We start from the raw sequence: 20,010 nt of genomic DNA, 5'->3' as shown, positions 1-20,010 counted from the left end.
GGTTCCAAAACGATTCAGTACGGAACCCTCGCGTAGCCATCCGTACGAGTATCGCGACTCGCCAACCAACAGCCTCGACAAACCCAATGACGAGCAACCCGCCAGATTTATCGAATCACAATTGAAATAGGAGATGGTACAGCCAGCCAGACGCAGTTACTGCTTCGCCGTACCCGCAGAACTCGATCCAGCCGGTGCCGGCATATACACGATCACTTCGCCGGGCCGCGTGTAGTGCAGTTCCTCGCGCGCCTGATGCTCAATCGCATTCGGATCGTTCTGCAACCGCTCCACATGCCCCTTTAACAGATCATTCTCACGCTGCAGACTGTGCAACTGACCATCCAGGCTCTGTGCATCGTTCCGCTTCTGTTGATACACAGTCAACCCGTTCTGCCCAAAGATGACGTGATACCCCATCGCCACCGCAAGCACCGCTGCCGCGCCAGTAGCGACCTTCCGCCACCCCAGCCGGCCACATTCATACAGGCGCACGATCGTACTCGACCGCTTCGACACCGCGCCAGTTGTATTCAAACGAGTCATCCCAATTTCAGTACAGACTTCACTCTTCCTACCGTCAAGTGGAAATCCCCAATTCCCACACGCACGTACCTACTTCATACCGCCTTCGGGTACAAGGTCTGTAAAAATTTGATCTCCACACCTTTCGTATCCACGCTGATGACCGAATAGCCTGCACGAACCCAGCCGCCTTGTTATCCTTCTTGTGTGGAACGTACAATCTGACACCCAACCTCAACACCTCCACCGCAGCACAAAATCACTAAGCAACAACAGCGCGAAAGGATCTCCCGCATGCAATCCGCCACCTCCTCTCAACTCGGTCTCACCCACCGCACCGGATCGCTTCAGGAATCTCTCTCCGGCAAAGTCCTCCTCACCGTCGCGGCCAGCGCCTTCGTGGCCATCTGCGCTCACATCTCTCTCCCGCTTCCCTTCACGCCCGTACCCCTCACCCTGCAGAACTTCGCCGTCATCCTCATCGGCATGCTGCTCGGTCCCGTCGCCGGCTTCTCCGCGATGGTTCTCTATCTAGCCGAAGGCGCGATGGGCCTCCCCGTCTTCACGCCTCACAGCATCGGTGGCATCGCTCACCTTCTTGGCCCCAACGCAGGCTATCTCTTCTCCTATCCTCTGGCTGCTGCAACCGCTGGCTGGGCAGTCCGCGCCATGCAGCGCATCACCACCCCCTTCCGTGCCGGCCTCGCAGCCGCAACCCTCGCCAGCGCACCCATCTTCATCCTCGGAGCAGGCTGGCTCGCCCATCTCCTCCACACCAGCGCAGCCGCCACCTGGACCATGGCCATCGCCCCGTTCCTTCCCGGTGAAGTCGTCAAGATCACTGCGGCCGCCGGCATCTTCAGCTCAATCAAACGCTGGCGCCAGTCCTAAACGCGACCCATCCAGCCGCACGCAATCAAACTTAGCGCAGCCACTCCCCACTGCGCATCACACAAGCATCACGAAACCGAAGGAAGCATCATGACCACCGCAAGCACCGCAATTCAGGAAATCAGCATCGCCCACAGCCCCGACTCCGACGACGCCTTCATGTTCTACGGCCTCGCCACCAACAAGGTCCGAGTCCCCGGCTACAAGTTCACCCACACCCTCACCGACATCGAGACCCTCAATCATCGCGCCATCAACGAGGCCTTCTACGACGTCACCGCCATCTCCTTCCACGCCTACCCCTACCTGCAGGACAACTACACCCTCATGTCCTGCGGCGGCAGCGTCGGCGAAGGCTACGGCCCCATGATCGTCGCCCCCCGCAAGCTCTCGCTCGACGAAGTCAAGAAGACGCGCATCGCAGTCCCCGGCACCCTCACCACCGCCTATCTCACCCTCAAGCTCTTCGCTCCCGAGATCGAGACCGTCACCGTCCCCTTCGACAAGATCATCCCGTCTGTCGTTGCAGGGGAATTCGACGCCGGCCTCATCATCCACGAAGGCCAACTCACCTACGCCAACGATGGCCTCATCAAGCTGCTCGACCTCGGCCAGTGGTGGCGCGAACAGACCGGTCTTCCCCTCCCTCTCGGCGGCAACGCCATCCGCCGCTCCCTCGGTGCCGAAACCCTCCTCACCACCACCAACGCCCTGCGCGACAGCATCCAGCACGCGCTCGACAACCGCGAAGAGGCACTGGCCTACGCCATGCAGTTCGCGCGCGACTTGGACCCCACCCTCGCGAACCGTTTCGTCGGCATGTACGTCAACGAGCGCACCCTCAACTACGGCGAAGACGGCAAAGACGCCATTCGCAAGCTGCTTGCGATGGGCTACGACCGCGGCATCATCCCTCACCGCGCCAACGTAGATTTCGTAGGCTAAACTGACCAGATCGCAACCGCTCAAGCGCGACCGCACAGTGCAAACACTTTCATCCAAGTCACAGCTTGCAGGCCTGTTTTACGCTGCAAGCTGTGTTATCTTTAATAAGTCGCGTGATTGAGTGCTGCCTGCAACACCCCATGCAAAGACTCTCACCGATCTCCTTCTCCAGGAGCAAAAACCAAATGGACGCGTAGCTCAGTTGGTAGAGCATTCGACTCTTAATCGACTGGTCGTAGGTTCGATCCCTACCGCGTCCACCACTTCTAATCCTCCTATAATGAATGGTTTAGTGCGCGAAGCTAGGAGACTGTGCTAAGACTGTGCTAGCCTTTTTGCGATGATCACTCAGACTGTCCCGTTTTACACGATCCCCTCTATCGCGATTTTTGTCAGGCACAGAGAAGGCTGTCCCCGCAAAGGAGACGAGTTCTACCGTAACTGCCGATGTCCTAAGCACCACCGCTGGTCGTACGGAGGAAAGCAGTTTCGCAGGTCGGCGAAGACCGCATCGTGGATAGTAGCGGAGGAAAAGCGGCGACAGCTTGAGGCGCAGTTTGCAGGGAGTGCCGCGTCGATCCCCGTTCAGGCTGCTGCTAAGCCAGAAGTCCGTCCGTCCATCGAAAGAGCCGTTGAGCTTTTCCTTTCCGACAAGCTGACGCAGGGTCTGGATCCGACCGCGCATAAAAAGCACAAGCGGGAGCTAGGGCGTCTGGTCGACTTCGTGTCGAGGCGGGGCAAGTTCTTCCCGCAGGAAATTGGTCTGACTGATTTAACCGAATTCCGTGCCGGATGGGCAAGTCTGTATGCGTCTTCCTTGACGCGCTCCAAAGTTCAGGAGCGATTGCGAGGCTTTCTCCGTTACTGCTTCAACTCGCGGATGATGGACCATACACCTCAACTCTCTCCAATAAAGGTCTTAGAGCCGCCGACCTTGCCCTTGACTGAAGAGCAATACGCAAAGCTCTTGGACGCCATTTCGACCGAGTTCCGTTCTCCCGATCGAGCAAAACGACTACGTGGGCTTATCCGGCTCATGAGGCATAGCGGTCTTGCCATTCAAGACGCTGTGACCTTGCAGCGGACCGAGATTGTAAAGGACAAGAGAAAAGGAATTTACCGAGTGGTGACCAGCAGGCAAAAGACGGGCGTTCATGTCTCCGTACCGCTGCCTCCAGAGGTTGCTAAGGAGGTCCTGGATGTCGCGGGGCTTTGTGAGCACAAGAACTATGTCTTCTGGAACCGGAAAGATGGCAAACCGAAGGCTGCGGTAGATGTGTGGGAGCGAGCCTTCCGACGGGTATTTAGGGCGGCGGGAATCGCAGGCGGCCACTCGCATCAGTTGCGGGATACGTTCGCGGTCAGTCTATTGCAGAAGGGGATTCCTCTAGAAGAGGTCAGCAAGCTGCTGGGCCATACTTCTATCAAAACTACAGAGAAGAGTTACGCGCCGTGGGTAGCGGCTCGCCAAGAAAGACTCGATGGGCTAGTTATCGGAACCTTCGGCCAGGGCTTAATGAAGTGATTCCCCCCAGGGATTCACAGACGTTGCAAACAAAAGGGATACAAACCTTTTCCACATTATTCCCCACGCCATTCCCCACACGCGAAATAAGGATTCAGATAGCGATTTGCGGGCCACTTTGTGAGCAGCAGGACGACGGTAAAACCCCGAACGCGTGCCCGACTCAGAGGAGAACACCGACGGGAATGCGCTGAATACGTACTTGGGACTCCTCGATCGAGTCATTGATCACTGTTGTGCACAATGCGCATTTAGACAACGACCGGGATGCTGTTCGGGAGAGTGGCGCGGTAGTCTTTCTGATTGAGAGCGTCGATCATGTAATCGAATTGGACGGAAAGTTATAGCGCAAAGCCTAACGGGCGGTTACTTGCGACACCCATACGATGATCGCAAAATGCTCTTCATCAGCAGTCCAGTAACATGGTCGCGATGGCACTTGGACGAAATGAGCAATGCCGCTGCGGTTAGCGAAAAAGTACAAGCATTGCTGCATGTCCTTGGATGAAGGACGCGAACGCCGTAGGGACTGGATTCGAGCCTCACCAAGTCTCAAAAAGAGAAATCTAGCCCTTATAGCGGCGACCTCAGATATTTTTAGCCTCAACCAGCCTTGGGACGCGGTCAAGGCGAAGATGTCAGATTCTCGAATTCGTGGATTCTATTCGTTTATTGCAGGGCTTTGGCGGACCGACACGGACTATTTGAGCCTTCTTCCGAAGCCTGATAGTTCTCTATGCGCGCTTTATTTAGGTGAGAACGATCCCGAGATGATGTTGCAGAACGTCTTCCCTTTCAGCCTGTATGCCGATGAAATCATTCTCGTGAATCCGTTCGACAATCAAAATCTTGTCGCGGACCAATTCAACCCCGTCGCACATCCGGAAGAGTGGCGCGTTCAGACACTGCGGCTGGTCTATCACCTTCGTATACTGGCTCCATGGGTTAAGCTGAAGAATCTTTTCAACTTGTTGCAATCGCAGCGTCGTTCATGCCCGTAAGTCTAGCATTTGCAAGCGTGTACGGCTGCTTTGATTTCATTGACGAAATCCACACAGTTTCGCTTTTTGTTCGTTTATACTCTTTCCATGAGACGGACTTGGAAATTCCCAACCGAGGAAAGCCTTTCCGACAAATGCCCATCCTGCAAGAAGCTGATTCGACCAGCAGACATCGTGCGGCTGACCATGGACTATTCCCGGTGTCCTCACTTTGGACATTTGGGGAAATACTCGCACTGCGTCTACCAAGTGAGTTCATCTTAGTTCAGCGGAAAACTGAGGTGAAACACGCTTGAGCCTCAAATCACTATAAAGAGTGCCTGCTTGGCTCTCCCAGTCATCAGAATCGTGTGCAAATTATCAAAGAGGTAAAAAAAATGCCAGTACAGAATGATGCCCTGCTATCTCCTCCGAATATTGAGAGGATGCCAGCGTGCGTTGAAAGATTGGAACTCTCGCTACGTTTCCTAAAGGCAGCTGGCGAGTGCGTTAACACATGGGGTCCTGCCAGGACGAGCACGAGCCGTGCTGATCTTCTGTGGACGTATAACGCAATGGTGAGTCATGGCGACAGGTGTGAAAAGTGCAATGAGGTCTGAGTAAAAATCGGGGCAATGAAAAGATGAACCTCAGTTTTTCTGAGATGAAAAGGCTTCCCGAAATGTCTGCCAGCCGACAAATTATTTTTGGATTTCATTTATGCTTCTCGGTCGGAGGTCCGAATAATGGCGCAGTTGTCTCTCCCACGCTTTCCCCGAAAACTCAATGTCGATGGCACTTGGAATTCGATTTGTGTGCGCTGCTTTCAAACGATAGCCGCGAATAAGTTGGAAGTAGAAACAGAAGAGATTGAGAACGATCATGTTTGCGCTTCATCTCCGCTGTCCCAGCGTTCGGTGCGCGCTTCCCTGAGCAGTTCGAGGTGATTTATAGGCTCGCGTTCATAAAAACCAAAGATGGCTATCTCAAAATCACCGCGTCGGCTAAAGGCAGTCCTGTATTAGTCGCTATCCATCTAAATCCTCATGTCCTGAATGTGGCTGCTCGTCTCGCGGGAATTGGAGAGCAAGATATCCACGAACTGAGCAGTACTGCATCAAAAGCTTGGGTCGAGGAAAGTCTGGACGTCTGCTGTGAGGCCATCGACCTGGACTCCGAACAGATTAAAAGCTTAGGGTTCATTGAGGGCTGGCGACGGCTCGCTTAGGCACTGAGGAACCCCTAGACCGCCTGAATGACATCAAAGCCTGTTACATGGCCCTCGTCAAGCACGGTGAGGACTGTGAATCCTGCAACGAGGTCTAACGATGACAGTCCCCCTAGATGACAGCCAAGATCCAATGCCACCGAACACTGTGACTGTAAGCGATCCGATTGTCACGGGCGTTACGCCTATGCCGGATGAAATCATCCTCCACGAGGACAAAGAAGCTTACAGCGAGAGCGGTCTTAGTGGGGAAGCTGCGGTGGACGTGGATTCGGCCACAGAACGGCATTGTCAACTTGCGCACGAAACCTGAAACACTGGTGCCATGAAGAGTGATTGCTTTCGTTACTCCGGCTATCGGTTCCCTTCCCAGATCATCAGCTATGCGGTGTGGGCTTATCATCGCTTCTGCCTGAGTTTCCGGGATGTCGAAGATCTTCTCGCCGAGCGCGGCATCATCGTATCCTATGAAACGATCCGGCAGTGGTGTGAGAAGTTCGGTCTCGACTATGCTCGGCGGTTGAAGCGACGAGAGGGACGGCTGGGCGACCACTGGCATTTGGATGAAGTTTTCATTCGAATCAACGGACAACAGCGGTATTTGTGGCGCGCCGTGGATCAGGACGGCGACGTGATCGACATTCTGGTCCAGCCGCATCGTGATCAGCGCGCCGCAGAGCGATTCTTTCGAAAACTCTTGCGTGGCCAGGGTTCGGAGCCACTGCAGATCATTACCGACAAATTGAGAAGCGACTCCGCTGCCATGCGAAGCATCTTCAGCAACGTGACTCACAGGGTGGAGCGGTACGCCAACAATCGCGTCGAAGCCTCGCATCAGCCGACGCGCCAGCGGGGACGGCAAATGCGCCGATTCAAATCTGCCAGGCACGCACAACGTTTTCTGTCCCTCCATGATGCCGTCCGAATCTGTTCCGTGTAGGCCGACACTTATTGAGGTCTAGCAATCACCGGCTCCTGCGATCGCGGTCATTCGCGGTCTGGCGGGAAGTGACCGTGGCCTAAGCGAGCGCAAGACCCGCAGCGTTCCCAGCTCAGAATGTCCCTCAACGTCTTAAGTTGACAATGCCCTCTAGCGCGTTTCCTTGCCGGCCTGGTCGATGATTAGCACCACATCGGAGCTAGACTTCTGGTTATCCGAGGAGGCATAGCGTGCATTAGTGACTCGGTGCCGAAGCACACAGGGCCGATCTCATTGACTGATACTCACCTCGAACCGGGCGTCTCGAGAACCCGATCGACCACCACCAGAGAGAATCGCCGGAGATGGAGAGGGCTCTTCATCACAGACGCTCAAGTTTCTTGCCGATGCAATTGTGTGGCGTCGACATCCGCTCCTTTCTTCCAAATCGTTAGAGTGATGCTGGCAATCTTTCGTGACAGGGTGAGACGCGCCATTGTCGGTCGCATTCTTTTCTCAAGAAGAGCACTATAGAAATCGTACAGAGGGCCAGGGTGAGTGCTGGCGGAGATCGCAGCCCCTTTGAAGAGATTCTTCACCTCGGGATTGTGGTTGTTACTCAGACCGCGCACGGTCACGCGCTCCCGGTTTCGTTGCAGTTTCCCTCTGACATAGCGGTACTCGCCGCTGTCGTGGGTCTCAAGCGCGAAACCACTGTATGCCCACAGTTGACGCTTGGTACGGAAACGGTGTGGCGTCTGCAGCTGCGCAACCAGCAAGGCTGCACGAATCGGGCCGATCGAAGGAATCTGGCGAAGCAATTTCACGGCATAATGCTTGCGGCTCTCGCTCAGCAAGTCGCGTCGCGCTTGCTGACGCACCGGCTGCAGTAGATCCAGTTGCTGATAGAGCCGTTCGGCCCGGAGACGAACTCCGGGTTGCGGGATCTTGCCTAACCATTCTGCGCGATGCCGCGGTGCATAGACGCTGGTACCGCTGCAGGCAATGGCCCAGCTTCGGTAGAGTGCTTTGATTCGACTCATGACCCGTGTAGATCCTGCGTAATGGTCACGTAGCTGCGACCTAATTCCTTCAAGGTGCGCATCCCGTGCTCGCCGTGGTAGACCGACGTGAGCTGGTTGCCACGCAGCAGCTCCGCCAGCTTTCGCGCATCGATCCGGTCACTCTTGCTGCCGTCTTTCAATAGGGCGTTCTTGCGTGGATCGCAGACCACGAGACGGGTGACGTGAGGTTTCAGCAGGTCATGTAACCAGGCCGCCGAGGTCCCTTCTTCGAAGGTCACCGATAAACTTCCGTTCAGCCCCTGGAGAAACTCAAGGATCGTGGCTGCTTTCGTCTCCAGAATACTTTCCATGATCAACTTGCCCCGAGAATCCAAGACTGCAACTGAGATCGTCGCCTGGTGGACGTCCATGCCGATATATTTCTCTTGGCTCATAACGGCGCTCCTTTCGGTAGGTGGTGATACGAATAACCACAACCTACAGCAAAGTGGGCGCCTTTTATATTGCGTTCATTGGCCTGTTAGCAATAGTTGAACGGTCGGCCACTTGTCCTGAAAGGTGACTTTTCATACAAGTGGAAGCCCACTGGAAATCAGTGCACATTACGGCGTTAAGCGGTACCAATCCATAGGAAGAGTCGCGCCTAAAGCCCCAACACCTCACCCACACCGGCATAGCGATAATTTTCCCCAAGACGTTTCTGCAAAATCGCGAAGGTCTTCTCGCCAGTACAGTGGCCCAGCGCCGCCCGCTGCACGTGATACGTATCCAAGAGCGCGGAGACCGAATGATCGATCTGACTCGGCGTGGAAACGACCAGGTGTAGGCCTCCGACCAGTTCAAAGATCGAGTCCGTATGTGTCTGCGTCGCCACGTTCGCAAGAATGTTTTCGATGCCCGGGTGCGAGCACCCAACGATCACGATAGGCCCCTGCGGCGTGTCCAGAATCAGCGATACCTCGGGCATATCACGAAAGCCCGGAGTCTCCGACAGCGTACTGATCAGGTGAATATGAGGCGTGATATCCGTGAGCTTCGTCACCGCGTGGAACCGCGCCGAAGGCCAGGCCGTTCCATGTGCTGGTGACGGCATAGGCACGGTGCCCCTGAAGTAGCGCATCTTCGTCGGCAAGGAAGTGTTCTCGGCAGGAGGCGCGAAAAACCCAGCCGGCGTCGACTGCATGAACGTTTCGTCGTTGGGCACATACACCGGCACATTCGGATTCACTGAGAGAACATAGCGCAGCCCCGACGTATGATCGCCGTGGCGATGCGACAACACCACAAGGTCGATTTTCGATAGGTCGACGCGTAGGCGCTTGATGTTGGTTTCAAACATCGCCGCATCGTTGCCCGTGTCGAACAGGATCCGTTTGCCTTCAAACTCTACCAGCACGGCATAGCCCCAATCGAGCGTAAGGCCGGGCTTGTCTGAGAATGCATCATAGAGGATGGTGATCTGGTTGCCCGTCGCCGCGCTCTGCGCCGCAATAGGAGAAGCAAAACCGATCAGTAGCGCGAGCACAAAGGCGAATGGTGAGCGTGGCATGGATAAGATTGTAGGCTCTTGCCCCGTCGCTCGCCCGAGAAAGCAAACGACCGGATCAGTACCGATATGTCGGCTAGTGTTTACAAATCCAGTCCACTCGCACGCAAAACCGGCATCTCGGACAGGTGATTTAACTCTAGAAGCTACTCCCTCGCGTCCGTCTCTTCTGCCGCGCGCACTGAATTTTCGGAATTTCGGTTCTTTGTCTTCAATCCTGTTCCGGGACCCTTCGTGGGCGATTGGTAAGTCTGTTGAAGTTGTAGGCAGACCGGAGATAGAATTTTCCATAACCTTGGAACGGAGGTACACGCGTAGATTCATGGCCGACAATAAGACCAAGCCCACAGCTCTCAGCGTTGCGGCGTTTCTCGATGCGTGCAGTGACGAGAAGCAACGCACAGATGCCAAGGCTCTGGCCAAGCTGATGCAAAAGGTCACTGGCAACGAGCCCACGATGTGGGGTCCGTCGATTGTCGGCTTCGACAGCTTTCACTACACCTACGAGAGCGGGCGCCAAGGCGATATGCCCATCGTGGGCTTTTCACCCCGCAAAGCGGCAAACGTTTTGTATGGCCCGATAGGCTTTGAAGGCGTTGAGGCGGTGCTCGCCAAGCTCGGCAAGCACACCACCGGCAAGGGATGTCTGTACATCAAGCAGCTCGCGGATGTGGACATGAAGGTGCTTGAGACTCTCATCAAAAAGGTTACGGCCACGAGGACGAGGCAAGCATAACCTCGTAGTCGTGCACCTTAGGGCGACCGTTGGCTGCGGAATCTGATCGCAGAAAATTATTCTTGGGCGTCTGCCCAGCCCCGGTGCCAGTCCACGGTCTTCCCGTCACTCGGTTTACCAGCTTTGCCTGCTTGGAAACCGGCGTCATACTCCAAGGAGTCATCGTGGACGCCAGACACCTCGTCTGGCTCAGGCAGTTCATTGATTTTATCTATCTCTGACATTTTCCTTCGGATGCTGATTCGCAGTTTCTCGTTGCAGCTATCGTGGCAGGCTTCCGATACTCGGCCAAAAGTAGGTCAGACAGTCTTCTTCTCGTCGGCGACGTGGCTGAGGACTGACAACCGTTTAGGGGACCGCCTGGCGATCTTCAGAGTAATGGACATGAACCAGACGCCCGCGCCCAGCTTCTTTGCGCTAGATCAGGTTTTCGACGCCGTGCGTCGTTACGGCTAATTTGTCCTTCCGCATTGTCGCGCGAAACTCCCAGTGGAATTCAGACTACGTGGCATCACCGTCGACGTGAATTGAGACACCATTTGTTTCAAAGAGTTACCAAATAAAGGGTGTAGGTTTGATGAAACCCAGGTGAGCGCAAATCTGCTTAGCAAGACCTTCGTGCCATGCGTTAGAATCGCTTCCACATCGAAGTGAGCTGCAGGTATTGACCCGAATGCCACTTCCAGCTAGCCAACCCAACCCACCTGGGCCTGCTTTCCTAGCCTAATAAGGCTTCAATGCTTTCCAAGTCCCGTACCGAATTAGAAACCGATTATTTGGTTTCTGAAGCTGATCATCGTGAGCTTGTGCACCAGACTCTAGTCCTCGGCCGACGTACCTTGTCCAAAAGTGTCGAGTACACGAAAGAGATGGATGCGATTTCGGATCAAAGACGATCGGCGCTTCGCGAATGCAAGCGAATATTTGGTCTACTGCAGAGGGTTTTATGAGCGAAATTGTCATAACGTGCGTCGGGTGTGGAAAGACCGAGACCGTGGACGACCGGCCGGAGAGCATCAGAAATAAGAAATGCAAGACGTGCGGTGGCGCAATGATCGTGAAGCGCCATCCTGGAAACTCCTCCAACGCTTAACCAAAGCCTCAATATACGGAGGGTATGTGGACAAACCATCGATTGAACCGTTGCTCAAAGAGATATACGATGCTGAGAGGGAGATCGACGCGATTGAATGCAAGATTCAATTTGCCGACCTCAAGACGACCTATCCACACGAATTTGCGGCAATGCGTTCAGAACAAGAGAATCAACGTCAGCAGATTTTGCACTGTAAGGCCTCTCTGGACAATCATGTGAAGGCAGAACAAGGCGAAGATCCGGTATAACTCGATAATGAGTAATATTCTTAATGCGGACCTCCTTCAACATGCCGCTCTGAACGTTTACGAAGGGTTGCAAACTAGGTCCTGACGGTCTCGCCACGAACTAACTTCGCGTTCAAGCTTGCTACCTCGGGGCCTTCTTTGTGGCTCTTGTTTTGGCCGCAGCTTCATAGCGTTTGCGAAGTTTGCCCGGCTTTGTCTTTCTCTTTAAGCTCGAAGGCTTCGATGGTTTCATCTCGACAAAGATCGCTCTTACCGAATTCAGATCGTGCATGTAGTCTTCCGACGGCAGATTGTTAACGATGCTGCGGAGCTCAGCGCTTGCCTGATTTGAAACACGGCCTGCAGTTCTAATTTCGTGGGATAGCTCGCAAAGGACATCTTCATACTGCGCGATGCATCGCATCGTGTGGAGTAGCGTTTCAAGGCGATGAAGGTGAAAAACTTGCCGTGTCAGTTCTGTTTGAGTCCGTGAGTTGGATGCTGCGAGTCTCTTCTTTGCCATAGCTATATACGTTAGATCAATTCAGCGGGTGCAATCATCGGGAACAACTTCCGAATTCAAACGTGTATGTCATAGAAGGCCTCAACAACAGTCGTATTTTTGAGGTCATCACCTAAATGTGAAGAGGTGGCCTCGAGACCACCTCTTTAGATTTGCTTTACCTATTGCGTCTGAGTGTAGGGGCGGCTTTCTTCTCGTCCTCACGACTCTTTCGAGCGGACTCTTTTTCCTTCGAAGTTTTCGGCTTCTTCTCCTGATCTTCGGGCTGTTGTGCAGACTCCCGCAAAATAGGCTTCGCCGCGGCCAAGATATTCTTCGCTGCGTTGAGCTCTTCATTGAGGTTCTGCGTGAGCAGAGATACAACGTCCTTCAGACCCAGCGCCTGAGCCATTGCGATGGTTGCAGTGTATCCCGCAATCTCGTAGTGTTCGGTTCTGAGTGCCGCTCCCACAAGCCCGGAGTCAAAGGATGGACCTTCCTGATCCTTTTCCAGCGCATCTGCACCTTCCTCGATGACACCCTCCATTCCGTTGCAGTGCTCGCCGGTTGGCTTTTCTTCAAGAATCTCAAATACCTGTTTCAGCCGTAGGACTTGTCCCTTTGTCTCCTCCAAATGAGCCGTGAAGAGGGCTTTCAGTTGCGGGTTGATTGCACCCTTGGCCAGCTTCGGGAGGGCTTTTACTAATTGATTTTCCGCGCTATACATGTCTCGGAGTTCGTCAACTAAAACGTCGTTTAGTGCCACAGGTGACCTACTTTCTTCGCTTTGAATTGGATGTCAGAAAGCCGAGTATCCCGTAAAACAACACCGGAGCGGCTCCATGCTTTCGTAATCTGAGATGCAAAAAAACAGCTAATTGTGACCGTAAGATGTGTTTCTTAGTGAGTCAGACTAATACGTACTGAAGTAGACGGTAGACTGACGAAGCAGCGAACCAGCTCGATGAGAAGGAAGCGAAAACTCTATGTCGCATAGATCACTTAGAAAACGTGTTGTTCGAATCGCACTGACGGCTGTGGCAAGCCTAGTCGGCTTGACTGCCCTAACCGGATGTCTGGTCGCTGGAGTTTCGAGCAATGGAGGAGCGTTCTTATGGCCCGGCGGGCTAGGCCTGGTAGTAATCATTCTCCTTGTGGTTTTCCTCCTGCGGCGCCGCTAGACCAGAGGCACTCTCCAAACAGAAAGAGTTGCGATAAAAGGATGACGAAATGAGGATGGCAGCTCCTCTCTTTGAGGACGATTCCAAAAATGCATATTCTCGCGACTATCTAGGGCCGGGCACCGCAATTTTGGAAGGGTTCGCTCTCAAGTATGAGGCATTGATCCAAAATGCCTTGTTAGAGATTGCCGACCAGGCGCCTTTCCGACATATGACAACACCGGGGGGCTTTCGCATGTCCGTTGCCACGACGAACTGCGGCGCCTTGGGTTGGATTACGGATCGGAAAGGTTATCGATACGACTTTGTCGATCCAGATACGGGATCACTCTGGCCAGCGATGCCGGCATCGTTTGTCGAACTGGCGCAACGCTCGGCTAGTGAAGCTGGATTTCCGGACTTTGTGCCGGAAGGCTGTCTCATCAATCGCTATGAGCCAGGCGCCAAGCTTAGTCTGCATCAGGATAAGGATGAGCTCGATTTCACCGCACCCATTGTTTCGGTCTCTCTCGGTCTCCCTGCGATCTTTCTGTTCGGGGGAGATCAGCGTTCAGATAAGACCGTTCACATTCCAGTTGTTCATGGTGATGTCCTGGTGTGGGGAGGCCCGGCACGCAAGCGTTATCACGGCGTACTGCCGCTGAAAAAAGGTGTCCATCCACTCTTTGGCGGACACCCCTATAACCTAACCTTCCGCAAGGCCCGATAGGACGCCCAGATTCACCATAAGATCATGGATCCGAGGCTCGAGGACATGTCGACCTGGACAGACATAACGGGGCATGGGCAGCTGCGTTCCTTTGTGGATAATGAAGGGAATTTCTGGCTTGAGCAGAACGCTTCCAAGCAAACCAAGTGGGCAAACCTTACGCGCAAAGGGCACGAAGTCGCATGGGAGTTTGCTGGTCGTGGGGGCTCATACACTGGCCGCATGATGATCGAGGGTGAAATTTACACGCCATCCGAAGCAACGAAGAAGTTTCTCGCTCAGAGCGATTGAACGCCACGTCAATACCGTACGACTAGACGGCCGAAGGATGAAGTCGGCGTGCCGTGCCGAGTCGGAGTAACGCGAGTTGATCGTCGTTCAACTCAACTTCTTCGCAGCATGAAGGGGTCTTAGCGGGACCAAAGCCAATCTGAACCGCCGTTTGAATTGCCTGTTCGACCTCTGGGCTCAGTCCAGCATGACCGACCAGGTTTAGAAACACCTGATCGTCGTCGTACATCGAAATGACCTGCTCTGAAATCCGCCCGGCGCTAGCGCTGACTCGCAGTAGACCCTCATGTGTTTTGCTGAAAGACAGCCGATAGAGCATTCGAAAATGCTAACACCTGTCACGGCTACTCGGCAGCAACCGGGTCCAATGGAAACCAGCATGCGCTATCAGTCAAACTGAATTGTTTGGTAGTTTATGTCGATTTGGTGAAACGGCGAGTGATTGCTCTCTTGTGGTCCAAACGTTGCTTTCTAAAACCGCATCTACCTTCGTGTTGATGTGCAAACGCATCAATGATTTAAGGCTGGCAGGGGAGCGGGATTTTCGCGATTTCTCTTGCTTGTCTCCGGTGAATGAGAATCGCACGTAACCGGAGGACCCTGCTCCAGCTTTGCAGTGAAACAACAACTAACATTTGAGGTGACTTGATGAGTGGCATGTCTATGAAAGACTTAGCAAAAAAGGTAGCTGATATTGACTTCACCATGCTATCCACGCGGGCCGATGACGGCGAAATTGGAGCACGACCGATGAGTAACAACGGTGATGTCGAGTACGACGGAGATTCGTGGTTCTTCACTTGGGAAACGTCGCGAATGGTAGCGGATATTCAGCGCGATCCGCGAGTGGGCCTCTCTTTGCAAGGGAAAGCCGGGATTCTAGGTAAGCCTCCGCTATTTATATCGATTGAAGCGATAGCCGAGCTGGTTCGGGATATGGCGCTATTCGAGAAGCATTGGAACGCCGACCTGGAACGATGGTTTGAACAAGGCATCGAAACGCCGGGGATTGTACTGATCAAAGCGCATGCGCAGCGCATCAAGTACTGGGACGGTGAGGACGAAGGCGAAGTGAAAGGTTAGCCTCAAGTCGTAATTGCTAGAGCTTGAAAAGACAGAATGCTCTCACCAAGCGCTGCCAATGGAAGCGCTCTGGTCGACGACTTTATTTCGACGCAGTGCCACGATGTCTATAGCGTGCTTCTTGGTCGATGGGGCTGCTCCCTCTCCACACTCTTGCAGCGAGGATGTGACGTGCTGGCCGAGATCAACTAGAAAACGCGCGTCGACCACTATAGGACCGAGATGCTCTACAAATGCGGGAACGAGACTCTCCGCGGATCCTTTGTCGCGCGTACATTTTAACCAAACTGTTTGACCTTTTGCGAGTACACCTCCACCCAAGAAGTTGTCTGTCGGCCACGTCCCGCCAGGACCATAGGGCACATTGCGTGACGTCACATAAAGGGCTTTGAAGCATTCCGGCCGCACCATTTCTAGTCTCTCCTCTAGAGAAATGCACTTTTGTATTTTCCGATAGGCGCCAATTTTGAAAGATGTTTCCACGAAGAGAAAGGTTGCCATCCCACTAGCTACATGAAGCCGCGAAGAATGGAGAGGTCAATGGGCAACGACCTTGACTGCTATGAGGCTAACAAGTTCCGCTAGATCCTACAAAGTAGGATACGATAGGGCTGTCGCACTCAGTTGGCGAACTCTGCATACTTGGTTTTCGTAGCGAACCGATCCTAGTCCAGCAAACCTTGCGTTCGAACTTAGCACTTCTTATAACGTTTCCAGTCCTTCTCCACGGCTGCGGCCATGTGATTTGCAGAGTCGCGCAGCCAATTCGCTTTCCTTTTACTCAAGTCTTTCAAAACGCGGGTGGCATGTCGCTTCGTCCCCAGATGGACGTGTGCCGCTTCCGCACCCATCGCCTGAAGAATCATTTGCTCGTCACTATGCTTGGGCAGAGTTTGAATATCAATGGGATTTGAGTCCGGCGAAAGGCGACGAATTAGCCAAGATCCTTGAATGACCTGGAAAGGGTCCGGGGAACGTACCGCGGAAGAAATCGCGTCTTCGTAGTTGGACTGGCCATAGCCCACCTCGCCCGTCATCCAGACACAGGCAGACGGCAGCACAGCCTTCGCCTCTCGTGCGACATAACCTCCGCGCCACTCTCCGATCGCCACAAATCTTTGCTGTCCAAGACTACCTAGACCCGCTTGTCTACGGACGACTCTATATTCCATTTGCGGGTCTGGAAGGGTCTTTTCCAGCGCCTGCCTTACATCAGGAGCAAGCTCCTGACGTACAGGCGGCAGTTGATTTAGTTTGTCCCAGAAATCGGTTGGCGGCTTGAAACTGTCTATGCCGAGTTTTCCGAGCTTTTGTTCACGTTCCGCGAGAACCAGAGGGCGGCCGCCTGCCTTGAGAGACCGGACATATCCCTCTAGAATAGCGTCGCAGCCCGCCTTCACCTTGATTGACAGACCTTCCGCGTCGATGACGATCTTCATGCTGGCGGCTAGTCGGACCAAATCATTGGTGTAAGGCAAGCGGAAAGCCTCGTCGAAATCGTCGACTCCCCAACAGAGCCGGCCCTCCACGTCTCGCCAAGTCCCAAAACTGTTCACATGCAGATCCCCGACAGCGAGAACCTCTGGTGCGTCGCACAAATCGGAACAGATCGACGACCATTGTTGAGCCCACCTGTAGAAGGTTCCCCGCAAGAAAAGGAAGGGACTCTCTTTCATCTGTTCATGCTTTGAACGAAGATCCGACGAAATTACCGTCGTACATCTTCGCATCCAATGTTCGTAGCTGGCGGTTGCCTCCCGTATGTTCAACCCACCGGTCTTGGATGTTTTTCCAACCCGTGCCTTACCCATCCGAGTCTTAGTCATTTCCGCCCTGCATTGTAAATAGAATGTGAATCAACGCGTGGGACGCGATTCTTCTCTTTCAAGTTGTTTGGTAGCTCAACGATAGGCGGAGTTCGACCGCCCGAATGTTGATTCCTGGTCACGAGGAAGGTCGACCGGCAAGGGTCAAACGGGGAGGGCCTCGTTTTGAGGTTCAGACCTGAACTCCCATCTGCGCTCCGAAATGTGGGTGTTTGACAGGCAACCTAATACGAAGGGCCGGCATAAATATCTCACGAAAGGATTAACCAACCCCGTGGCAAGAAGCATTTTCAGTTGCTAGGGAGAAAGAGCGACCTTGCAATTACTGAGTGGGGCCAAGGAAGGCGACAGTGGTGATGGATGCGATATTGCGATTTCTAATAGGCGGCCTAGTGGTGAGCGTGTTTGCAATCCTTGGCGACATGATAAAACCGGAGTCGCTTGGAGGAGTGTTCGCCGCCGCTCCGACCATTGCGTTTGCGACGCTGTCATTGACGTTGCATAAACACGGTGCCGCGTATATCGCGATAGAGGCTCGTTCTATGGTTGCTGGTGCGATCGCGTTTTTCGTCTATGCGTGTTGTGTGAGCTTTATACTCGTGCGTTGGCGGCCGAAATCGCTAATGGCCGCCATCACATTAATGCCGGTCTGGTTTGCAACGGCAGCAGCCATCTGGGCGCTCTGGCTGCGGAGATAAGAAGATGCGGCTAAAGCTAAGGTTCGATTCCCTGAAAGAGACCAAACCGACTGAGTATGCTTCACGGTTCATCTTCGGTGGTTTAGTAACGGTCTTTGCAGGGCTTATCGCGGACCACTACGGGCCGGTGGTGGGCGGCCTATTCCTGGCTTTTCCGGGGATCTTTCCCGCAGGAGTCAGCCTAGTAGAGAAGCATAAAACGCAACGAGAAGCGTTGGCCGGCAAGCTAGGGACCCGTTCCGCACGGGGTGAAGCCGGTGTAGAGGCGGCCGGCGGTTCGATAGGGGCGGTTGGGTTAGTCGGATTCGCAATGGTACTGTGGCGGGGGCTACCGACCCATACTTTCTCACTGATGCTCTTCATCGCTTCAGGGGCTTGGATCGTGGTGGCCGGGGTCTTCTGGTGGGCGCGGGAGAGAATGTAACCCCTCAGAAGACCCAACCAGAAATAGTGATCGGGTAGACCGCCGTAAAGAAAATGCGAAGGAACTCTACGCCTATCCGACCGAGGCCTTAAATTATTCCCGAGCGCCGTGATTCGAACGATAATGATCCATTAAAGCTCGAGGAACGTGACAAAGCTGACAGTGATCGCTGGCAGACTAACGATGTCATGAGCAAGCGTAGTACTGTCCGCGCCGCCAAGCAATGATCCATGTCGCATCGCATACCAACTGAAAGCCGTTGAAACGGATGCGAGGCAAAATGACACTAGCACGCCCGGGCCCACGTGAGGAGTGCGAGCGGCATGGTGCACCCCGAGTTGAGCCATCACCATCAAAGCCGGCAGCCCGAGACACACAACCGTCGCGGTTGCTAACACTGGTCGGGACGACCTCAGCCGTTGGGAAACCGCTCCTATCAAACCAGACGCGAAAACCGCGAAGAAAGCTTCGACTATCATCGCAGCGGCAGCTCGGTCGGGGCCTGAGCGCAAATTGCTGATGTAGAACGTCACTCCGCGGAGCAGTGCGCTAAGGATCGCTGCCTTCCAACTCCATGGGGGTTTGAGCGTTTTGAAGGGTCTTAGCGTGATGTCTCGGAGAGCACCATAAAGATCATCAGGCCGTGGAGAAGGTTCTGACCTAAGAGAAGACATGTCGCGGTGTGATGCTGATCGACCAAATGAGTGTTGCGTTTGCGTGCGACACGCCCAAGGGACGTAAATCTCAGGTATGGTCGACTTATTCAGTGGCTAAACGTTGGACTGATTTCTTCCATTCTCCATATGGGTCCTCCCTCATACAGCGGTCCCTCTTCCCGAACAAACGCGGGAGGGGTGCCGTTCTGCAGCCAAATGTGATAATCGGCAGGCTCTTTACCGATGATCGGCGCAACAACTCCCGTCAGGCCACCCAACTCAACATGGATGGTGAAGTCCGTGGCTTTCCTCCGCAGCGAGCCTACTGTGAAAGGAAGGCTTCCTTTTGGTTTGATCGAAAGACGGACCACCCGAGGTTTTGAGCCTGGAACAACGTAGGAGATCTTTGTTTCCGTAGTGGACGGTAGGATATTTAGAAGTAGATTTGGCGGAAGCCCATTCGAAACGTCTCCAGGCAGATCCAAGTGTTCCTGTGTCAGCTTCCCTTCTTTATCCCGGGAGATGATCTGACCAGACTCTCCGTCGATCAGGAAATCGATTGGTTTCGGAAAGGAAGGGCCACGCTGGATATGGTGATCGCTGATCAACCTGAAGGTGTTGCTTTGGGTAAAGATCGTAACGTCGTCGTCAGTTGAACCGTCAAGAAAATGGAAGGTAAGACGTGAGGTCACGCGGCCGCCGTGAACGGTCTGTGTTGACTCTCCAGTGGCAATCAACCGGCCATCAAGAGTCTTGAGCGCAAGAAATCCGTGACTGGAGCCCTGCGCATAGCGAACTTTGACAGGTTCCGCACCAGCCAGAACGCTCAATACACACATCAAGCAAAACAGGCCAAATGAACGGGCGTGTGAAGCGCGCATTAGGTTGGTCCTCGCGTCGGTTTTCGAAACTGTATCTCTGTTCCCCAAGTGAGATGCAATTTTTACCGACTCGTTTTGACACATTCGCTTTTTGGTTAGGACACCTTGACCAGCGC

At 53.9% G+C, this 20,010-nt stretch carries 22 protein-coding genes, 1 tRNA gene and 1 pseudogene; 16 read left to right on the top strand and 8 right to left on the bottom strand.

Going from position 1 to position 20,010, the window contains the following annotated elements:
• Nucleotides 1-156: 156 nt before the first annotated feature.
• A complete protein-coding gene (locus tag HDF14_RS19540; protein ID WP_183980001.1) occupies nt 157-546 on the bottom strand; it encodes an FtsB family cell division protein in 390 nt (129 codons plus the stop codon).
• A gap of 273 nt (nt 547-819) precedes the next feature.
• Between HDF14_RS19540 and HDF14_RS19535 the strand changes: the two genes are divergently transcribed.
• The 8 genes and pseudogenes from HDF14_RS19535 (at nt 820) to HDF14_RS19500 (ending at nt 7,117) form a co-directional block, all read left to right on the top strand.
• Nucleotides 820-1,416 (top strand): biotin transporter BioY, encoded by a 597-nt coding sequence (locus HDF14_RS19535; protein ID WP_183979999.1) that lies wholly within the window; start codon nt 820-822, stop codon nt 1,414-1,416.
• A gap of 90 nt (nt 1,417-1,506) precedes the next feature.
• Entirely contained in the window at nt 1,507-2,361 is an 855-nt protein-coding gene (locus HDF14_RS19530; protein WP_183979997.1) for a menaquinone biosynthesis family protein, read from the top strand.
• Nucleotides 2,362-2,548: 187 nt separating this feature from the next.
• Nucleotides 2,549-2,624: transfer RNA gene (locus HDF14_RS19525), tRNA-Lys, on the top strand.
• A gap of 77 nt (nt 2,625-2,701) precedes the next feature.
• Complete coding sequence (locus tag HDF14_RS27260) at nt 2,702-3,886, top strand: tyrosine-type recombinase/integrase (protein WP_183979995.1); 1,185 nt, start codon at nt 2,702-2,704, stop codon at nt 3,884-3,886.
• A 455-nt stretch (nt 3,887-4,341) separates the two neighbouring features.
• Complete coding sequence (locus tag HDF14_RS19515; RefSeq protein ID WP_183979993.1) at nt 4,342-4,887, top strand: hypothetical protein; 546 nt, start codon at nt 4,342-4,344, stop codon at nt 4,885-4,887.
• 865 nt (nt 4,888-5,752) lie between these two features.
• A complete protein-coding gene (locus HDF14_RS19510; RefSeq protein ID WP_183979991.1) occupies nt 5,753-6,094 on the top strand; it encodes a hypothetical protein in 342 nt (113 codons plus the stop codon).
• A 100-nt stretch (nt 6,095-6,194) separates the two neighbouring features.
• On the top strand, nt 6,195-6,407 hold the full coding sequence (locus tag HDF14_RS19505) for a hypothetical protein (RefSeq protein ID WP_183979989.1): 213 nt from the start codon (nt 6,195-6,197) through the stop codon (nt 6,405-6,407).
• 12 nt (nt 6,408-6,419) lie between these two features.
• Nucleotides 6,420-7,117, top strand: a pseudogene (locus HDF14_RS19500) (IS6 family transposase).
• A 288-nt stretch (nt 7,118-7,405) separates the two neighbouring features.
• On the opposite strand, the gene HDF14_RS19495 reads toward HDF14_RS19500, so the two are convergent.
• The 3 genes from HDF14_RS19495 to HDF14_RS19485 form a co-directional block, all read right to left on the bottom strand.
• On the bottom strand, nt 7,406-8,056 hold the full coding sequence (locus HDF14_RS19495; protein ID WP_183979987.1) for a transposase: 651 nt from the start codon (nt 8,054-8,056) through the stop codon (nt 7,406-7,408).
• A complete protein-coding gene (locus tag HDF14_RS19490) occupies nt 8,053-8,472 on the bottom strand; it encodes an IS110 family transposase (protein WP_183979984.1) in 420 nt (139 codons plus the stop codon). The genes HDF14_RS19495 and HDF14_RS19490 overlap by 4 nt, the downstream gene beginning before the upstream one ends.
• A gap of 209 nt (nt 8,473-8,681) precedes the next feature.
• Nucleotides 8,682-9,587: an MBL fold metallo-hydrolase gene (locus HDF14_RS19485; protein WP_183979982.1), complete on the bottom strand. Its 906-nt coding sequence runs from the start codon at nt 9,585-9,587 to the stop codon at nt 8,682-8,684.
• A 319-nt stretch (nt 9,588-9,906) separates the two neighbouring features.
• Here HDF14_RS19485 and HDF14_RS19480 point away from each other — a divergent pair, with 319 nt between their 5' ends.
• Both HDF14_RS19480 and HDF14_RS19475 read left to right on the top strand, forming a co-directional pair.
• Entirely contained in the window at nt 9,907-10,320 is a 414-nt protein-coding gene (locus tag HDF14_RS19480; protein ID WP_183979980.1) for a DUF1801 domain-containing protein, read from the top strand.
• A 1,119-nt stretch (nt 10,321-11,439) separates the two neighbouring features.
• Complete coding sequence (locus HDF14_RS19475) at nt 11,440-11,664, top strand: hypothetical protein (protein ID WP_183979978.1); 225 nt, start codon at nt 11,440-11,442, stop codon at nt 11,662-11,664.
• Nucleotides 11,665-12,323: 659 nt separating this feature from the next.
• Here HDF14_RS19475 and HDF14_RS19470 read toward each other — a convergent pair.
• Nucleotides 12,324-12,911: a ferritin-like domain-containing protein gene (locus HDF14_RS19470; RefSeq protein WP_183979976.1), complete on the bottom strand. Its 588-nt coding sequence runs from the start codon at nt 12,909-12,911 to the stop codon at nt 12,324-12,326.
• A 470-nt stretch (nt 12,912-13,381) separates the two neighbouring features.
• On the opposite strand from HDF14_RS19470, the gene alkB reads away from it, so the two are divergent.
• Entirely contained in the window at nt 13,382-14,035 is a 654-nt protein-coding gene (gene alkB, locus HDF14_RS19465) for a DNA oxidative demethylase AlkB (RefSeq protein ID WP_183979968.1), read from the top strand.
• A gap of 45 nt (nt 14,036-14,080) precedes the next feature.
• Complete coding sequence (locus HDF14_RS19460) at nt 14,081-14,326, top strand: hypothetical protein (RefSeq protein ID WP_183979966.1); 246 nt, start codon at nt 14,081-14,083, stop codon at nt 14,324-14,326.
• A gap of 22 nt (nt 14,327-14,348) precedes the next feature.
• Here HDF14_RS19460 and HDF14_RS19455 read toward each other — a convergent pair whose 3' ends face one another.
• Nucleotides 14,349-14,555, bottom strand: coding sequence for a hypothetical protein (locus HDF14_RS19455; RefSeq protein WP_183979964.1), 207 nt, complete (start codon nt 14,553-14,555; stop codon nt 14,349-14,351).
• A 434-nt stretch (nt 14,556-14,989) separates the two neighbouring features.
• Between HDF14_RS19455 and HDF14_RS19450 the strand changes: the two genes are divergently transcribed.
• Both HDF14_RS19450 and HDF14_RS19445 read left to right on the top strand, forming a co-directional pair.
• Nucleotides 14,990-15,409 carry a pyridoxamine 5'-phosphate oxidase family protein gene (locus HDF14_RS19450; protein WP_260698416.1) on the top strand — a complete coding sequence of 140 codons (420 nt, stop codon included), beginning with the start codon at nt 14,990-14,992 and terminating at the stop codon, nt 15,407-15,409.
• Nucleotides 15,410-15,445: 36 nt separating this feature from the next.
• Nucleotides 15,446-15,601: a hypothetical protein gene (locus HDF14_RS19445; RefSeq protein WP_183979960.1), complete on the top strand. Its 156-nt coding sequence runs from the start codon at nt 15,446-15,448 to the stop codon at nt 15,599-15,601.
• Nucleotides 15,602-16,101: 500 nt separating this feature from the next.
• Here HDF14_RS19445 and HDF14_RS19440 read toward each other — a convergent pair whose 3' ends face one another.
• Nucleotides 16,102-17,139, bottom strand: a complete 1,038-nt coding sequence (locus HDF14_RS19440; protein WP_260698431.1) for a DUF2252 domain-containing protein — start codon at nt 17,137-17,139, stop codon at nt 16,102-16,104.
• Between the two features lie 452 nt (nt 17,140-17,591).
• On the opposite strand from HDF14_RS19440, the gene HDF14_RS19435 reads away from it, so the two are divergent.
• Nucleotides 17,592-17,933: a DUF3147 family protein gene (locus tag HDF14_RS19435; RefSeq protein WP_260698430.1), complete on the top strand. Its 342-nt coding sequence runs from the start codon at nt 17,592-17,594 to the stop codon at nt 17,931-17,933.
• Between the two features lie 4 nt (nt 17,934-17,937).
• On the top strand, nt 17,938-18,357 hold the full coding sequence (locus HDF14_RS19430; RefSeq protein WP_183979953.1) for a hypothetical protein: 420 nt from the start codon (nt 17,938-17,940) through the stop codon (nt 18,355-18,357).
• Between the two features lie 763 nt (nt 18,358-19,120).
• Here the strand turns inward: HDF14_RS19430 and HDF14_RS19425 are convergent.
• Entirely contained in the window at nt 19,121-19,852 is a 732-nt protein-coding gene (locus HDF14_RS19425) for a hypothetical protein (protein ID WP_183980166.1), read from the bottom strand.
• Nucleotides 19,853-20,010 lie beyond the last annotated feature (158 nt).

The sequence above is a fragment of the Tunturiibacter gelidiferens genome (assembly GCF_014201335.1).
In the GTDB taxonomy this organism is placed as follows: domain Bacteria; phylum Acidobacteriota; class Terriglobia; order Terriglobales; family Acidobacteriaceae; genus Edaphobacter; species Edaphobacter lichenicola_E.
Note: the sequence above shows the minus strand (reverse complement) of the source record. Positions and strands in the feature narration are given on the sequence as shown.

Excerpts from the sequence above, each read along its gene's own strand:
- HDF14_RS19540 (WP_183980001.1), bottom strand. The coding sequence starts at position 546 with ATGACTCGTTTGAATACAACTGGCGCGGTGTCGAAGCGGTCGAGTACG.
- HDF14_RS19535 (WP_183979999.1), top strand. The coding sequence starts at position 820 with ATGCAATCCGCCACCTCCTCTCAACTCGGTCTCACCCACCGCACCGGA.
- HDF14_RS19530 (WP_183979997.1), top strand. The coding sequence starts at position 1,507 with ATGACCACCGCAAGCACCGCAATTCAGGAAATCAGCATCGCCCACAGC.
- HDF14_RS27260 (WP_183979995.1), top strand. The coding sequence starts at position 2,702 with ATGATCACTCAGACTGTCCCGTTTTACACGATCCCCTCTATCGCGATT.
- HDF14_RS19515 (WP_183979993.1), top strand. The coding sequence starts at position 4,342 with ATGCCGCTGCGGTTAGCGAAAAAGTACAAGCATTGCTGCATGTCCTTG.
- HDF14_RS19505 (WP_183979989.1), top strand. The coding sequence starts at position 6,195 with ATGACAGTCCCCCTAGATGACAGCCAAGATCCAATGCCACCGAACACT.
- HDF14_RS19495 (WP_183979987.1), bottom strand. The coding sequence starts at position 8,056 with ATGAGTCGAATCAAAGCACTCTACCGAAGCTGGGCCATTGCCTGCAGC.
- HDF14_RS19490 (WP_183979984.1), bottom strand. The coding sequence starts at position 8,472 with ATGAGCCAAGAGAAATATATCGGCATGGACGTCCACCAGGCGACGATC.
- HDF14_RS19485 (WP_183979982.1), bottom strand. The coding sequence starts at position 9,587 with ATGCCACGCTCACCATTCGCCTTTGTGCTCGCGCTACTGATCGGTTTT.
- HDF14_RS19480 (WP_183979980.1), top strand. The coding sequence starts at position 9,907 with ATGGCCGACAATAAGACCAAGCCCACAGCTCTCAGCGTTGCGGCGTTT.
- alkB (WP_183979968.1), top strand. The coding sequence starts at position 13,382 with ATGGCAGCTCCTCTCTTTGAGGACGATTCCAAAAATGCATATTCTCGC.
- HDF14_RS19460 (WP_183979966.1), top strand. The coding sequence starts at position 14,081 with ATGTCGACCTGGACAGACATAACGGGGCATGGGCAGCTGCGTTCCTTT.
- HDF14_RS19455 (WP_183979964.1), bottom strand. The coding sequence starts at position 14,555 with ATGTACGACGACGATCAGGTGTTTCTAAACCTGGTCGGTCATGCTGGA.
- HDF14_RS19450 (WP_260698416.1), top strand. The coding sequence starts at position 14,990 with ATGAAAGACTTAGCAAAAAAGGTAGCTGATATTGACTTCACCATGCTA.
- HDF14_RS19445 (WP_183979960.1), top strand. The coding sequence starts at position 15,446 with ATGCTCTCACCAAGCGCTGCCAATGGAAGCGCTCTGGTCGACGACTTT.
- HDF14_RS19440 (WP_260698431.1), bottom strand. The coding sequence starts at position 17,139 with ATGCGAAGATGTACGACGGTAATTTCGTCGGATCTTCGTTCAAAGCAT.
- HDF14_RS19435 (WP_260698430.1), top strand. The coding sequence starts at position 17,592 with ATGGATGCGATATTGCGATTTCTAATAGGCGGCCTAGTGGTGAGCGTG.
- HDF14_RS19430 (WP_183979953.1), top strand. The coding sequence starts at position 17,938 with ATGCGGCTAAAGCTAAGGTTCGATTCCCTGAAAGAGACCAAACCGACT.
- HDF14_RS19425 (WP_183980166.1), bottom strand. The coding sequence starts at position 19,852 with ATGTGTGTATTGAGCGTTCTGGCTGGTGCGGAACCTGTCAAAGTTCGC.